General features: G+C 67.1%; 12 protein-coding genes. 8 read left to right on the plus strand and 4 right to left on the minus strand.

Annotation, left to right across the window (positions count from 1 at the left end):
* Positions 1 to 10: 10 nt before the first annotated feature.
* The gene (locus QZ647_RS05635) at positions 11 to 889 is read left to right on the plus strand and encodes a DMT family transporter (protein WP_291271224.1); all 879 of its coding nucleotides are present in this window, start codon (positions 11 to 13) and stop codon (positions 887 to 889) included.
* A 12-nt stretch (positions 890 to 901) separates the two neighbouring features.
* Here the strand turns inward: QZ647_RS05635 and QZ647_RS05640 are convergent, their stop codons facing one another.
* Positions 902 to 1,849 (minus strand): site-specific tyrosine recombinase XerD, encoded by a 948-nt coding sequence (locus QZ647_RS05640; protein ID WP_291271225.1) that lies wholly within the window; start codon positions 1,847 to 1,849, stop codon positions 902 to 904.
* Between the two features lie 98 nt (positions 1,850 to 1,947).
* Between QZ647_RS05640 and acpP the strand changes: the two genes are divergently transcribed.
* From acpP to QZ647_RS05660, 4 genes are all read left to right on the plus strand, one after another.
* Entirely contained in the window at positions 1,948 to 2,187 is a 240-nt protein-coding gene (gene acpP / locus QZ647_RS05645) for an acyl carrier protein (RefSeq protein ID WP_243288255.1), read from the plus strand.
* 90 nt (positions 2,188 to 2,277) lie between these two features.
* On the plus strand, positions 2,278 to 3,531 hold the full coding sequence (gene fabF / locus QZ647_RS05650) for a beta-ketoacyl-ACP synthase II (RefSeq protein ID WP_291271226.1): 1,254 nt from the start codon (positions 2,278 to 2,280) through the stop codon (positions 3,529 to 3,531).
* Positions 3,532 to 3,756: 225 nt separating this feature from the next.
* Positions 3,757 to 5,808, plus strand: a complete 2,052-nt coding sequence (uvrB, locus tag QZ647_RS05655; RefSeq protein ID WP_291271227.1) for an excinuclease ABC subunit UvrB — start codon at positions 3,757 to 3,759, stop codon at positions 5,806 to 5,808.
* A 10-nt stretch (positions 5,809 to 5,818) separates the two neighbouring features.
* Positions 5,819 to 6,184 (plus strand): hypothetical protein, encoded by a 366-nt coding sequence (locus QZ647_RS05660; protein ID WP_291271228.1) that lies wholly within the window; start codon positions 5,819 to 5,821, stop codon positions 6,182 to 6,184.
* 9 nt (positions 6,185 to 6,193) lie between these two features.
* Here the strand turns inward: QZ647_RS05660 and QZ647_RS05665 are convergent, their stop codons facing one another.
* Positions 6,194 to 7,576 carry an IgA Peptidase M64 gene (locus QZ647_RS05665; RefSeq protein ID WP_291271229.1) on the minus strand — a complete coding sequence of 461 codons (1,383 nt, stop codon included), beginning with the start codon at positions 7,574 to 7,576 and terminating at the stop codon, positions 6,194 to 6,196.
* A 44-nt stretch (positions 7,577 to 7,620) separates the two neighbouring features.
* Here QZ647_RS05665 and QZ647_RS05670 point away from each other — a divergent pair, with 44 nt between their 5' ends.
* A complete protein-coding gene (locus QZ647_RS05670; protein ID WP_291271230.1) occupies positions 7,621 to 7,920 on the plus strand; it encodes a YhbY family RNA-binding protein in 300 nt (99 codons plus the stop codon).
* A 47-nt stretch (positions 7,921 to 7,967) separates the two neighbouring features.
* Positions 7,968 to 10,076 carry an FHA domain-containing protein gene (locus QZ647_RS05675; RefSeq protein WP_291271231.1) on the plus strand — a complete coding sequence of 703 codons (2,109 nt, stop codon included), beginning with the start codon at positions 7,968 to 7,970 and terminating at the stop codon, positions 10,074 to 10,076.
* Positions 10,077 to 10,085: 9 nt separating this feature from the next.
* On the opposite strand, the gene QZ647_RS05680 is transcribed toward QZ647_RS05675, so the two are convergent.
* Positions 10,086 to 10,643 carry a 5-formyltetrahydrofolate cyclo-ligase gene (locus QZ647_RS05680; RefSeq protein ID WP_291271232.1) on the minus strand — a complete coding sequence of 186 codons (558 nt, stop codon included), beginning with the start codon at positions 10,641 to 10,643 and terminating at the stop codon, positions 10,086 to 10,088.
* Between the two features lie 65 nt (positions 10,644 to 10,708).
* Here QZ647_RS05680 and QZ647_RS05685 point away from each other — a divergent pair, with 65 nt between their 5' ends.
* Positions 10,709 to 11,911 (plus strand): phospholipase D-like domain-containing protein, encoded by a 1,203-nt coding sequence (locus QZ647_RS05685; RefSeq protein ID WP_291271233.1) that lies wholly within the window; start codon positions 10,709 to 10,711, stop codon positions 11,909 to 11,911.
* On the opposite strand, the gene mqnE is transcribed toward QZ647_RS05685, so the two are convergent.
* Positions 11,908 to 13,035 (minus strand): aminofutalosine synthase MqnE, encoded by a 1,128-nt coding sequence (gene mqnE / locus QZ647_RS05690; protein WP_291271234.1) that lies wholly within the window; start codon positions 13,033 to 13,035, stop codon positions 11,908 to 11,910. The two genes, QZ647_RS05685 and mqnE, sit on opposite strands and share 4 nt — an antisense overlap.
* Between the last annotated feature and the right edge of the window lie 37 nt (positions 13,036 to 13,072).

Here is a 13,072-nt window from a genome sequence, read left to right on the forward strand (position 1 = left end):
TGCTGGAGGGATGGGCCATCGCAATGTTCGCTTTGCCGCCGTCATGGGGCTTCACACCTTCATCTCCGCCGGGACCTTCCTGCTCGGGAAGACTGCGGCGGACACGATGCCGACCCTGGCTCTGGGTCTGCTCCGCTTCCTTATCGCCGGTGCAGGCTTTCTTCTGCTGGCTCGAATCCGGCACCTGGATCTGTGGACGGTGGTCCGCAGCGATTGGCGGACCTATCTCTGGGCCGGGTTCCTGGGCGTGACGCTCAACCAGCTCGCCTTCCTCGGCGGATTGGCCCTCACGCTGCCCTCCCACGCCGCGCTGCTCTACGCGCTGACACCCACCGTGGTGCTGCTGCTGGCCTGGGCCCGCGGGCAGGAGCGGCCCGGCCCGCGCAAGCTGGGGGGCCTCGCGTTGGCCTTTTCGGGCGTGCTGGTGCTGTTTTCGGGAAAGGCCGGTCGGGTGTTGCCGCCCCGGTGGATTCTGGGCGATCTCATGGTGCTGGTGGCGGTCGTGGCCTGGGCGGGGTACACGGTGATGAGTCGGCCCCTGGTGCAGAAACACGGCGCCCAGCGGGCCACCACGCTGTCCATCCTTTTCGGTCTGGCGATCTTCGCACCCCTCGGCGCCCTGGGTCTGCCCAGGCTGATGGTGGCCGCCGTTCCGCCCATGGCCTGGGTGGGTCTGATCTACCTGGGCTTGATGACGAGCGTGGTGTCCTACCTGCTCTGGTTCCACGCCCTGTCCATGAAGGAACCCAGCCGGGTGGCCATCGCCACCAACGGGCAGCCCGTCGCCACGGCCCTGTTGGCCTGGATCTTCTACGGGCAGGCCATCACGCCGGCTTTTGCGGTGGGCGCGGCCCTGGTGCTGGGCGGCGTCCTCCTCACGCAGCTGTAAAGCCGCCGGCCATCAATCGCCCATCGGCGAACCGCTCCGGGGGTGCATCTGATCGTACAGGGCGCGGAGTCTCGCCTGATGGACATGGGTGTAGATCTGGGTCGTGCTGATGTCGGCGTGGCCGAGCATGGCCTGGACGGCGCGGAGGTCGGCGCCGTGGTCCAGGAGGTGCGTGGCGAAGGCGTGGCGCAGCACATGGGGGCTCACGGCCTCGACGCGGAGGCCGGCCTTGAGGGCGTAGGCCTTGAGGAGCCGCCACAGGTGCTGGCGCGTGATCCCCTCTCCGCGCTGGCCCACGAAGAGTTCGCCGCCCCTGGGCTTGAATCCGGGGCGCAGGGTGAGCCAGGCGCGGATCCACCGCTCGGCGCTGGAGCCGAAGGGGATGAGCCGTTCCTTGCGGCCCTTGCCCGTGACCTTGAGGAAGCCTTCGTCCAGGAACACCGAAAGGGCCGGGAGCCCCGCCAGTTCGGAGACGCGGAGGCCCGAGGCGTAGAGGAGCTCCAGCCAGGCACGATCCCGCACGCCCAGGGGCGTGGCCGTGTCCGGTGCATTCAGCAGGGCTTCCACCTGGCTTTCGCCCAGGGTGCGGGGCAGGATGCGGGGTGGGCGGGGTGGCTTCACCACGGCCTCGGGGCCCGCACCCTCGCCGCCCTCCATGCGGAGGAAGGTGAGGAAGGCACGCAGGCTGGAGCTCATCCGCGCCAGGCTGCGGGGAGCCTTCCCTTCGGCATGCTGGGAGACGAGGAAGGCGGTGAGGTGGTCCCGCATCAGGTCGGTGGCGGAGATGCCCCGATCACAGGCCCAGACGACCAGGTGGTTCAGATCGGAGAGGTAGCCCGAAGCCGTGTGGACCGAGAGTCCCCGCTCCACCGCCAGGAAGGTGCGGAACTCGCGGAGGCTGGTCCCCCAACCCAGCGGCCAGCCGTTCTCGGGTTCTTCATGCGTTCGGGCGCGGGGCATGGGGCATTCCTGAACTGACACTTAGCCAACCTACCCGGGGTTTGGCAATCGGGCGGAGAGTGTGTTAGGGTTTCCGGGTTCGTTTGGAGGAGCCCACGATGGCTGATGTGCGTAAGAAGGTCATTGCGATTATTGCCGAGCAGTTGGCCAAGCCCGAGGATTCCATTTCCGAATCCAGCCACTTTGTGGACGACCTCGGTGCGGACAGCCTCGATACCGTCGAGATCATCATGGCCATCGAAGAGGCCTTCAGCCTCGAGATCCCTGAGAGCGAGCAGGAGAAGATCCGCACGGTGGGCGATGCGATCGCCTACATCGAGAAGCACGCGAAGGCCTAGTCCTGCGTGGATCGTTACATGCCGCAGCGCCCCCACGGCCCTGCGGCATGTTTATTTTCCCGTCCGTCCAACGATAAGTGAGGTGAAGCCATGAGCAGGACTGTCCAGCGCCGTCGCGTCGTCATCACGGGCATGGGAACGGTCAATCCCTGCGGCCTTACCGTTCCCGAGACCTGGGCCAACCTCCTGGCCGGGAAGAGCGGCATCGGCACCATCGACCGTTTCGATGTCACCGACTTCGCCTGCAAGATCGCGGGGCAGGTCAAGGGCTTCAACCCCGACCTGTTCATCGAGAAGAAAGAGCAGAAGAAGATGGACATCTTCATCCACTACGCCCTGGGCGCGGCCCACGAGGCCTGGGTGGATGCGGGCTTCGATCAGGTGGAACTCACCAAGGCCGAGCGCGAGGTGTTCGGCACCTACATCGGCAGCGGCATCGGCGGCCTCAGCACCATCTGGGACGAGGCCAACGGCTACCGCGGCCCCCGCCGCACCAGCCCCTTCTTCATCCCCAGCCTCATCGTGAACCTGGCCAGCGGCCAGGCCAGCATCAAGTACGGCCTGCAGGGCCCGTGCAGCGCCGTGGCCACCGCCTGCGCCACCGGCGCCCACGCCATCGGGGACGCCGCGCGCCTCATCGCCTTCGGCTATGCGGACCGCATGATGGCCGGCGGCAGCGACTCGGTGGTGAACCAGCTGGGCGTGGGCGGCTTCGCGGCCATGCGTGCCCTCAGCACCCGCAACGACGAGCCCGAGCGCGCCTCCCGGCCCTTTGATGTGGACCGGGACGGCTTCGTGATGGCCGAGGGCGCCGGCATCGTCATCCTCGAGGAGTACGAGCTGGCCAAGGCCCGGGGCGCCAAGATCTATGCCGAGGTCGCTGGGTACGGCATGAGCGGCGACGCCAACCACATCACGACCCCGGCCCCCGAGGGCGAGGGCGGCCAGCGCGTCATGCGGGCGGCCATCAAGGACGCCGACATCGCGGCCGAGGAAGTGGGCTATGTGAACATGCACGGCACCAGCACGCCCGTGGGCGACAAGCTGGAGTGTCAGGCCATCCAGAAGGTCTTCGGCGAGCACTCGAAGAAGATCAAGGTGAGCAGCTCCAAGTCCATGCATGGCCACCTGCTGGGCGCCGCCGGCGGCCTGGAAACCATCGTGGCCGTCATGGCCGTCAAGACCGGGAAGATCCCGCCCACCATCAATGTGGACCGTCAGGACCCCGAGTGCGATCTGGATGTGACGCCCAATGTGGCCGGCACCTTCGACGCCGAATACGCCATGAACAATGGCTTCGGCTTCGGCGGCACCAATGGCTGCCTGGTTCTGCGGAAAATCTAGGTTTCCCGGGAGCTTCCGGACAAGCCAGGATGCAGGGGATGAAAGGGATGTCTCGAAGCCACGCTTCGCATCCCATCCCCTTCATCCCGGCTGAATTCATCCAAAAGAGCCTGACAGGGCGGTTCGCCTCGCCCGGGGAACGGGCGTTGTCGGCGTCGCGAAAACGCGAATGAAAGGCGAATAATTCTTCGCGTCATCCCTGCTTTGTGGTTTGCTTTTGGTTCTATGGCCAAGGCAATTCCCTTCAAGCTCGTGTCGCCGTACTCCCCCGCCGGGGACCAGCCGGAGGCCATCGCGCAGCTGGTGGAAGGGCTCCAGCGAGGGGACCGTGCCCAGACCCTGCTGGGGGTGACGGGTTCGGGAAAGACCTACACCATGGCCAGCACCATCGCCCGGGCCGGCCGTCCGGCGCTCATTTTCGCGCCGAACAAGACCCTCGCCGCGCAGCTGTTCAGCGAGTTCAAGCAGTTCTTCCCCGAGAACGCCGTCGAGTACTTCGTCAGCTACTACGACTACTACCAGCCCGAGGCCTATGTGCCCGAGCGGGACCTGTTCATCGACAAGGACGCGAAGATCAACGAGGAGCTGGAGAAGCTGCGCCTCAGTGCCACCCGCTGCCTGCTGGAGCGGCGCGACACCATCGTGGTGGCCTCTGTGAGCTGCATCTACGGCCTGGGTGATCCCAGCTCATACCTGAACCTCTCGGTGAATCTGAAGACCGGGCAGACCATCGACCGGGCCATGCTGCTGCGGGATCTGGTGGCCATCCAGTACCAGCGCAACCACCTGAGCTTCGAGCCCGGCATCTTCCGCGTGCGGGGCGATGTGGTGGAGGTCTATCCGGCCTACGAGGATGTGGCCTACCGCATCGAGCTCTGGGGCGACGAAGTGGAGCGCCTCTCGAAGATCGACCCCCTGCGGGGCGTGGTGACCGAGAAGCTGGACGACCTCACCATCTGGCCCAAGACGCACTATGTGACCCCCGAGGACAAGCTCAAGGCCGCCATCCACGACATCAAGGTGGAGCTGGAGGCGCGGGAGAACGAGTTCAGGGCCGCGGGCAAGATCGTCGAGCTGCAACGGCTGCACCAGCGCGTCATCTACGATGTGGAGATGATGAAGGAGATGGGCCACTGCAGCGGCATCGAGAACTACAGCCGCTTCCTGGACGGCCGCCAGCCGGGCCAGCCGCCCCACACGCTGCTGGACTACTTCCCTGAGGACTTCATCGTCTTCATGGACGAAAGCCATGTGGCCACAGGCCAGCTCCACGGCATGTACAACGGCGACCGCTCCCGCAAGACCACGCTCGTGGACTACGGCTTCCGCCTCCCTTCCGCCCTGGATAACCGCCCTCTCAAATTCGAAGAATTCGAGAGCCGGGTGAAGCAGGTGGTGTATGTCTCCGCCACCCCCGGCGACTACGAGCTGCAGCAGAGCGGCGGCGCCTTCGTGGAGCAGGTGGTGCGGCCCACGGGCCTGGTGGATCCCCTCGTGGAGGTGCGCCCCGTGGGCACCCAGGTGGATGACCTGCTGGAGGAGATCCGCAAGACCGTGGCCCGGGACGAGCGCGTGCTGGTGACGGTCCTCACCAAGAAGCTGGCGGAGCAGCTCACGGCCTACTACCAGGAGCTGGGCATCAAGGCCGAGTACCTGCACAGCGAGATCGACACGCTGGAGCGGGTGGAGCTGCTGAAGAACCTGCGTCGGGGTGTCTTCGATGTGCTGGTGGGCATCAACCTGCTGCGCGAGGGCCTGGACCTTCCGGAAGTGAGCCTAGTGGCCATTCTGGATGCGGACAAGGAGGGCTTCCTCCGCAACAACCGCAGCCTCATCCAGACCATCGGCCGGGCCGCTCGCCATGTGAACGGCCGGGCCATCCTCTATGCCGATGTGATGACGGGTTCCATGAAGCAGGCCATCGGCGAGACCGAGCGGCGCCGCAACAAGCAGCTGGCGCACAACCTGGAGCACGGCATCACACCCGAGACCGTCAAGCGCAACCTGGACGATGTCATGGGTGAGGCTCTGGCCCGGGAGTTCATCAATGTCTCCAGAGAGGATCAGGCCGCCGAAGAGCCGCTGCTCTACCTCGAGGACAAGGCCTTCGAGCGGGAAGTGGCCAAGCTCGAGAAGCGCATGAAGGAGCTGGCCTCCCACATGAAGTTCGAGGAGGCTGCGGAATTGCGCGACCGCATCCTCCACGCCCGCCGCGATCGGCTCCTGTCCGCCGGGGATTCGCCCCTCGCCATGGCCTCCGGGCCCGTGCCGGGCTGAGGCCGACCCGATGAAGCCTTCGTGGTTCTGGTTTGCCGCGGCCTTGCTTGCCGCAGGGATCCCCTGGTGGGTGGCCCCCTACAACCGGTTCACCTTCTCCCATCCCGTCTCGATGATCGGCTTCCTGGCGTTCGTCGTCATTGCCGCCTGGGCCGGGGGGTGGACACCTTTCGGGGTGGGGCGGGCCACCCTCATCACGGGTTCCGCTGTGCCCAGCGCTGTGATGGCCCGGGTGGTGGTGGAGGGTATGAAGGATCCCACCTCCCACAATTTGTGGCCCTTCGAGGTGGTCATGGCGGCGGCGTTCGGGTTTGGGCTGGCCTTCAGCTGCGTTCTGGCCGGGCGCCTTCTGCGGCGGATGCTGGGGCCGGAATGACCCGCGGCCTCACTTCGCGTACTGCCGGATCACCTTCTCGATGGCAGCTCTACAGGCGGCGCAGAAGCCCACTTCGTCGCGGGTGAACATCAGGCAGTCCTCCTGGCTGCGGAAGTAGCCCTTGGCCTCGTAGTTGGCCCCCTCGAAGGCGCCCACCTTCCCGCTGTGGGCGTCGGTGCCCAGCAGCTTTGTCTCGAAGACCTTCTCCCGGGCGAAGAGGGCGTCCATCTCGGACTCGGGCCGGTTGGCGGCGCGGATGGCGCGGCGCTCCTTCTGGTAGGCGTGGCTGTGGGCTTCGAACTCGTCCTTCTTCCAGGGGGTGGGCAGAGGCACGCCGGCGGTCAGAAGATTCCCCCACTTGGGGTGCTTCGGGTCGGCGGTGGCGTTGGGCTCCCAGGGCTCGGGGCGGGAGGGGCTGTTGGTGACGGCCACATCGGAGGTGTAGTACTCGTCGGCCAGGCCCGCGAAGTGGTGGCCGAACTCGTGCACGAAGAGGTAGCCGATGGTGCTGTTGCCCGCGGAGGCGGTGCTGTAGAGGTTGTGGATTCCGCCGCCGCCGTAGGTCTCGGCGTTCACCAGGATCTCCACGAACTCGTAGGGGGCCTGGGCGGCGATGTCACGCCAGGCGCGGTTGTCGAAGGTGAGCACATAGCGTTCGCTGCCGAAGGCGTCGTAGGTGGTGCCCAGGGGCGTGCGCTTGTGAACGCCCGTGGAGGGCCGGGAGATGCCGCTCTCCTTGGACTCGGGGCAGAGGGCCCACACATTGAAGTCCTTCCGGTGCTCCTTGAAGGGGGTCTGCTGGAAGAGCAGCTCCATGACCTTGCGCGCCTGCTGCTCGAACTTGCCGCGGTCGGCGGCCGTGTAGCCATCGCCCAGGATGAGGAAGTCCACCTTGTCCGCGGGATCGCCGGCCTTCTGGAGGGCAATGAGATCACCCGCGGCCGGGGCGGGGGTCCGCTCGATGAGGGGATCTTTGGGATCGAGCTCGAAGGTCCAGAGGGTCTGGAAGGCGTTCTTGGCGTCTCGCTTCTTCACCTGGATGCGGACGGGCGCCTCGGGCTGCGGGAAGCGCAGGGACTCGGCGAAGGAGCGGCCCAGGGTCTTGGCCTCGTCGGTGGTCTCCCATTCGCCGTAGATGCTGGCGAAACCCCTGGAATAAAGCAGTTTCCCGGTGGCCTGGTCAGTCACTTCGAAGCAGTACTTCCCGAGGTTGCTGGTGTCCACGGCCTTGGCGGGATCGCCGGGCCAGGGCAGGGGTTCCAGCACCACCCGGTCCACGCCGAAGCGCTCGGAGGTGGCATCTCCCGTGTGGCCGTAGTCCACCCGCAGGGTGCGGGGCGGGGCGGCCAAGCAGGCCAGGGCGGCGAGGGAGAGCAGCAGAGGACGGAGCATGGGACACCTCGCCATCGAGGATAGACTGGAAGGCCGGAGACCCGATGCTTACGCCCAAACAACGCCAGTTCCTCAAGGCCCAGGCCCACAAGCTCAAGCCCGTCATGCATGTGGGCAAGGGGGGCGTCACGCCCGCCCAGGCCGCCGAACTCGATGTGATGGTCGACAGCCTGGAACTTGTCAAAGTCAAGATCAACCCCAACAGCTTCGAGGATGAAGGCACTGCCGCCAAGGCCCTCTGCGCTGCGGTTTCGGGCCTGGAGCATGTCTGGACCATCGGCCACACCATGCTCTTCTTCCGTCCCAGCCGCACCCACGACACGCGGTATCCTTTGCCTTCCTGATTCAGGATTGGCCGGCATCCGCCGAAAGGGGACAGTGGGGGGGCTGGATGCCGTATCTGTCCTGGATGGAGGGAAGCCAGCGCTTCCGACATGCGATCACGGAAGATCCCTGCATCCTGGGCCGCGATCCCATGGCCTGCGCCGTGGCCCAGCCCGCCTTGGGCAGCCTGTCCCGGACCCACGCCGAACTGAGGCGCATCGGCGGGGTCTGGTGGGTCAAGGACCTCGATTCGGCCAACGGCACCACCCTGAACGGCCTGCCCCTCAACCGCCCCCAGGGCAACACCCTCCAGGACGGGGATGAGCTGTCGCTGGGCGGGTGGCATGTGACCTTCACCGCTGGTTTTCCGGGGCTGGACGGCACGACCTTCGCCGAGCGGGTGGGGGACCTCTTCCAGGAGGTCCAGCCCGAGCCGGCTCAGGCGATGGTGCTCATCCGGGGGGTCGAGCTGCTGTACCGATCCACCGAGCGGCTCCTGCGCGAGATGGATTCTGACGCCCAGGTGCGGGGCCTCCTGGAGGAGTCCCTCCGCCTGCTGGCCGGTGACCGGGGTTTCCTGGTGATGCGGCTGAAAGAGGGTGGCTGGCGCACGGTCCACCGCGTCGGGGATGTGCAGGAGGGCATCGGGCTGTCCCGCTCTGTGCTCGATTATGTGGCCCAGGAGCACACGGCCGTGCTGTCCAACCGGCCCCTGGCCGATCCCCGGTTCGGTGGATTGAGCCTGGTGGAGCTGCACCGCGGGTCGCTGCTCTGCGCCCCCATGATCGATGAAGGGGACATCCTCGGCGCGCTCTACCTGGACCGTGAATCGGCCGGTAGGCCCTTCAGCCGCTTCGACCTGGCCATCTTCCAGGCCTTCGTGCGCCAGGGCTCTCTGGCCCTCCGCCAGGCCATGCTTCAGCGGAGGGCCCTCAGCCAGGCGGAACAGCAGGGCGAGCTGCTGCGCCTGCGGAACGAGCGCCAGCGCGAGATGGACCGCCATGGCGAGCTTCTCGCGGCCATGGCCGTTCCCCTGCGGCGCATCCAGGGGTGGGCGGAGGAGTTGCCGGCGGCGGCGGGTGAAGCCATCCGGGGCCAGCTGGACCAGCTCACCACCCTGTTGGATCACGGGCACCGCGAGGGGCTGCCCGAGGCGGCCGCCTCGACCACGGGCCATCCTTTTCCGCTTTCGTCCCTCCAGGAGGATCTGGCCCGCCGCTGGGAGGCCCTCCTCGCCCTCCGCCGGGTGACGATGCGCTGGTCGGATCCGCCCCAGGGGTTCGTCTGGATGCCCGGGGGCCCTCTCATCCCGGCTCTGGCCGGACTCGTCGAGCTCATGCTCATGCAGCTGTCTCCCGGCATGGAGATTTCCGCCCGGTGGGACCAGGAACGGGGCTTCCACATCCTGCGGCTGGGGCTGCCCCCGGGGCTGCACGCCCCCACCCCCGATCCCTGGACCCAGCGGGTACTGCAGGATGCGGGGCTCCGCTGGCAGTGGGCGGACCAGGCCCTGGATCTCTACCTGCCCGAGGGACCCGACGCCATGCCCGAGGAGCCCAGCCGGCCGTTGCTGGGCCTCGTCAGCGATGAACTTGGCCTGCTGGGGCTGTTCCAGACCGTGGCCGAGGCCGGGGATCTGCTGCTGCATCCTCTCGAAACCCAGCCGCCCCCGCCGCCCCTGCCCAAGTTCCGTTTCCTGGTGATCGACGCCAAAGGCAACCCGGAGCTGGAATCGACGATCCGGGCCTACCGGCAGCATCCCTCCTTCGCCACCACGCCCATCCTGGTGGTGCGCTCCAGCGAGGACGAGACCTCGCGGCTCATCGAGGCCGGGGCGACGGATTGGCTGGCCGAGGGATTCCGCTGGGAAGCGCTGTACCACCGCCTCCAGGTGCTCCGGGGGCACACGGAACTGCAGCAGCGGGCCCTGGCTGCCGAGCGGCTGGAGTCCTTCCGCCAGATGGCGGGCACCCTCAAGCACGAGATCAACAATCCGCTGGCGATCATCTCCATGCAGGTGGAGATGCTCCAGCGCAAATACCCCGAAGAGGCCAAGCTGGCCAAGATCGGGGACATGGTCGACCGCATCCGCGCCCTGGTGCAGGTGCTCCAGAAAATGCGGGAGACGCCCACGGAGGATTACGCGGACGGCTCGAGCATCCTGAAACTGGGGTAGGGGGAGCCTTCAGTCTTCGGTATTCAGAAGACGCAGGCCGCGCTCGCTCAGGAGCGCCTGCACGGGCCAGTCATGGGGATCCACGGGGACGGGAAGGTGCATCTGTGCTTCGAAGCCCACGCCCACGGTGAGCATCTCCTCCGGCAGTTTGGCCAGCAGCGCATCGTAGAACCCCCGGCCATAGCCGATGCGGTAGCCCTCGTCGTCGAACGCGAGGCCCGGCACCAGCAGCAGCTGCACCGGCGGGAGGAAGTGTTGGGCCAGGGCCGGCTCCAGGAGACCCCAATGCCCCTTTTCCAGGGGTTCCGTGCCCCAGGCCAACCGGGGGGGGTGGGTGGAGGCCACGCGCGGGAAGAACCACAGCCAGTCCGGGTGCGCGGCCACGGCGGGGCGGAGGTCGATCTCCGAGCCGAAGGGCCAGAAGGCGCCGATGCGGGTGACGCGCCGCTGGCGGCAGAGCGTATCCAGGTGCCCGGCGATGGCTTTGGACCAGGCCGCGCGCGCCTCTGCGGGCAGCGCGTTCCGGCGGGCCTTCAGGTGGGTGCGGAACTCGGCCTTGGTGTCCATGCCCTCACCTCAGCAGGGGCGAAGGGCCCGCGTCAACGGAGTATCCTCGCAGCTGGAGTGATGCCATGACCTTCCGTTCCCTGCTTCTGACTCTCGCTGCCGCCGGGTGCCTTGGCGCCTCCCAGTCTGCGCTGGCGCAGCCCGGGAGCGAGCCTTCCGTGCCCGCGACCCGCCTGGTGCAGTCGATCCCCGCGGAGACGGACCTGGCGGACCCGGCGCTGCCTTTCGCCAAGGATGTGTGGGTGGACCTGATCCGCGGTGCCCGGACGAGCGTCGACGCCGCGGAGTTCTATGTCACCAGCCGCCCGGGCAGCGCCCTCGAACCTGCGCTGGCCGAACTGGAGAAGGCGGGGGCCCGCGGCGTGAAGGTGCGCTTCCTGCTCTCCTCGAAGATGCTGGATCAGGATCCGGCCTCGGTGGCGCGCCTTCGCCGCATTCCCGGCGCCCAGGTGCGCAGCTTCGATCTGGCGGGGGTCTCCAGGGGAATCCTCCACGCCAAGTATTTCGTGGTGGATGGCCGGGAGGCCTTCCTGGGCAGCCAGAACTTCGACTGGCGGGCCCTGGAGCACATCCACGAGCTGGGCGTGCGGACCTCCGACGCCCGGATCGTCACCCGGCTCACCGAGCTGTTCGCCGTCGACTGGACCTTCGCCGGAACCGGGAAGCTCCCGGAGCTTCCCGCCCGGCCGCCGATGTCGGCCCGCCCGCAGGTGGAGCTGGTGGCCAGCCCCCCCTTCCTCACGCCGAAGGACATCCGTCCGTCCGTCGAGGCCCTGGTGGAGCTCATCGCCCAGGCGAAGCAGACCGTGCGGGTGCAGCTGCTGACCTATTCGCCGGTGGCGGGCCAGGACCGCTTCTGGCCGGTGCTGGATGACGCCCTTCGGGCCGCGGCCGTGCGGGGCGTGAAGGTGCGTCTGCTGGTCTCGGACTGGGTGCTGGGCGGCCGGGCCCTCCCGCATCTGAAGGCCCTCGCGTTGATCCCGAATCTGGAGGTGAGGGTCGCGCCCATCCCGGAGGCGAAGGAGGGCCACATTCCCTATGCCCGCACCATCCACAGCAAGTACCTCGTGGTGGATGAAGCGCAGCTGGTCCTGGGCACCAGCAACTGGGAGGAGAGCTACTTCACCGACTCCCGCAACATCGAGCTGATCTTCCGTGACTCGCCCCTGGCTGCCCAGGCAGCCCGCATCCACGACCGTCTCTGGACCAGCCGGTACGCCTTCGTCCTGGATCCAGCGAAGGTCTATGAAAAGCGAAAGGTCGACTAGACCGTGGCGTAGGTGTTGTAGAGGTTGTCACGCTCCAGGGCCTCGAAGCCGGCCTCCTCGATGAGCCGCACCAGTTCGGCCCGCTGCAGGCCCTGGGGCGTCTTGGCGCCAGCGTCGTGGGCGATCTCCTCGGCGATGACAGTGCCGTCCACATCATCGGCACCGTAGCTGAGCCCCGCCTGGGCCAGCCCCGGCGAGATCATCACCCAGTAGGCCTTGATGTGCGGGATGTTGTCGAGGAGCAACCGGGCCACGGCGATCTCGCGGAGATCCTGCGTGCCCGTGGTCTCGTGGATGACATGGGTGGCGCTCAGCTCGTTGTCCTCGTTCTGGTAGGCCAGGGGGATGAAGGCCAGGAAGCCCTGGTAGCCCGCGGCCTGGGAGCGGTCCTGCAGGTCCCGCAGGCGGAGCAGGTGATCCACCCGATGGCGGGCCTCCTCGATGTGGCCGTAGAGCATGGTGCAATTGGTGGGTAGGCCCTTGCGGTGGCAGAGCTCGGCCGTGTCGAGCCACACCTGGGCGTCCTTCTTGCCGATGCAGATCTGCTCGCGCAGAGCTTCGTCGAAGATCTCCGCGCCGCCGCCGGGGCAGCTCTCCAGGCCCGCGGCCATGCAGCGGTCCAGGAAGGCCTCGGTGCTGAGGCCCGAGATGCGGGCGTAGTAGTCCATCTCGATCATGGTGAAGACCTTGAGATGGATGGACGGGAAGCGGGCCTTGATCTTCGTGAAGAGATCCTCGAAGTAGTCGATCTTCAGCTTCGGGTTGTGGCCCGAGGTCATGTGCAGCTCGCGGACACCCGCGTTCTCGGGCTTCTCCAGCTCCGCGATGATCTGCTCCGCCGAGAGGGCGTAGGCCCTGGGGTCGCCGGGCTTGGCCTGGAAGGCGCAGAACTGGCAGTGGGTGAAGCAGACATTGGTGTAGGACAGCCGGCGGCTCATGACATAGTAGGCAGCCCGGCCGTTCTTCTGGAGGCGCACATGGTGGGCCATGGCGCCGATGCCCGTCAGGTCGGGGCTCTCGTAGAGCAGCAGGCCGTCGTCAAAGCTCAGGCGCTCGCCGCGCAGCACCTTGTCCGCCAGGGGCAGCAGGCGCGGGTCACGAATTTTCGATTGCAGTGACAACATCGATACCTCGGCCTTCCAGTGTAGCGCCCCCTGGCGG

Source organism: Geothrix sp. (assembly GCF_020622065.1).
Taxonomy (GTDB): Bacteria; Acidobacteriota; Holophagae; order Holophagales; family Holophagaceae; genus Geothrix.

Coding starts and splice junctions, on each gene's coding strand:
- uvrB (WP_291271227.1), top strand. CDS start 3,757: ATGGCCAAGGCAATTCCCTTCAAGCTCGTGTCGCCGTACTCCCCCGCC.
- fabF (WP_291271226.1), top strand. CDS start 2,278: ATGAGCAGGACTGTCCAGCGCCGTCGCGTCGTCATCACGGGCATGGGA.
- QZ647_RS05635 (WP_291271224.1), top strand. CDS start 11: ATGGGCCATCGCAATGTTCGCTTTGCCGCCGTCATGGGGCTTCACACC.
- QZ647_RS05640 (WP_291271225.1), bottom strand. CDS start 1,849: ATGCCCCGCGCCCGAACGCATGAAGAACCCGAGAACGGCTGGCCGCTG.
- QZ647_RS05680 (WP_291271232.1), bottom strand. CDS start 10,643: ATGGACACCAAGGCCGAGTTCCGCACCCACCTGAAGGCCCGCCGGAAC.
- mqnE (WP_291271234.1), bottom strand. CDS start 13,035: ATGTTGTCACTGCAATCGAAAATTCGTGACCCGCGCCTGCTGCCCCTG.
- QZ647_RS05660 (WP_291271228.1), top strand. CDS start 5,819: ATGAAGCCTTCGTGGTTCTGGTTTGCCGCGGCCTTGCTTGCCGCAGGG.
- QZ647_RS05665 (WP_291271229.1), bottom strand. CDS start 7,576: ATGCTCCGTCCTCTGCTGCTCTCCCTCGCCGCCCTGGCCTGCTTGGCC.
- QZ647_RS05675 (WP_291271231.1), top strand. CDS start 7,968: ATGCCGTATCTGTCCTGGATGGAGGGAAGCCAGCGCTTCCGACATGCG.
- QZ647_RS05685 (WP_291271233.1), top strand. CDS start 10,709: ATGACCTTCCGTTCCCTGCTTCTGACTCTCGCTGCCGCCGGGTGCCTT.
- acpP (WP_243288255.1), top strand. CDS start 1,948: ATGGCTGATGTGCGTAAGAAGGTCATTGCGATTATTGCCGAGCAGTTG.
- QZ647_RS05670 (WP_291271230.1), top strand. CDS start 7,621: ATGCTTACGCCCAAACAACGCCAGTTCCTCAAGGCCCAGGCCCACAAG.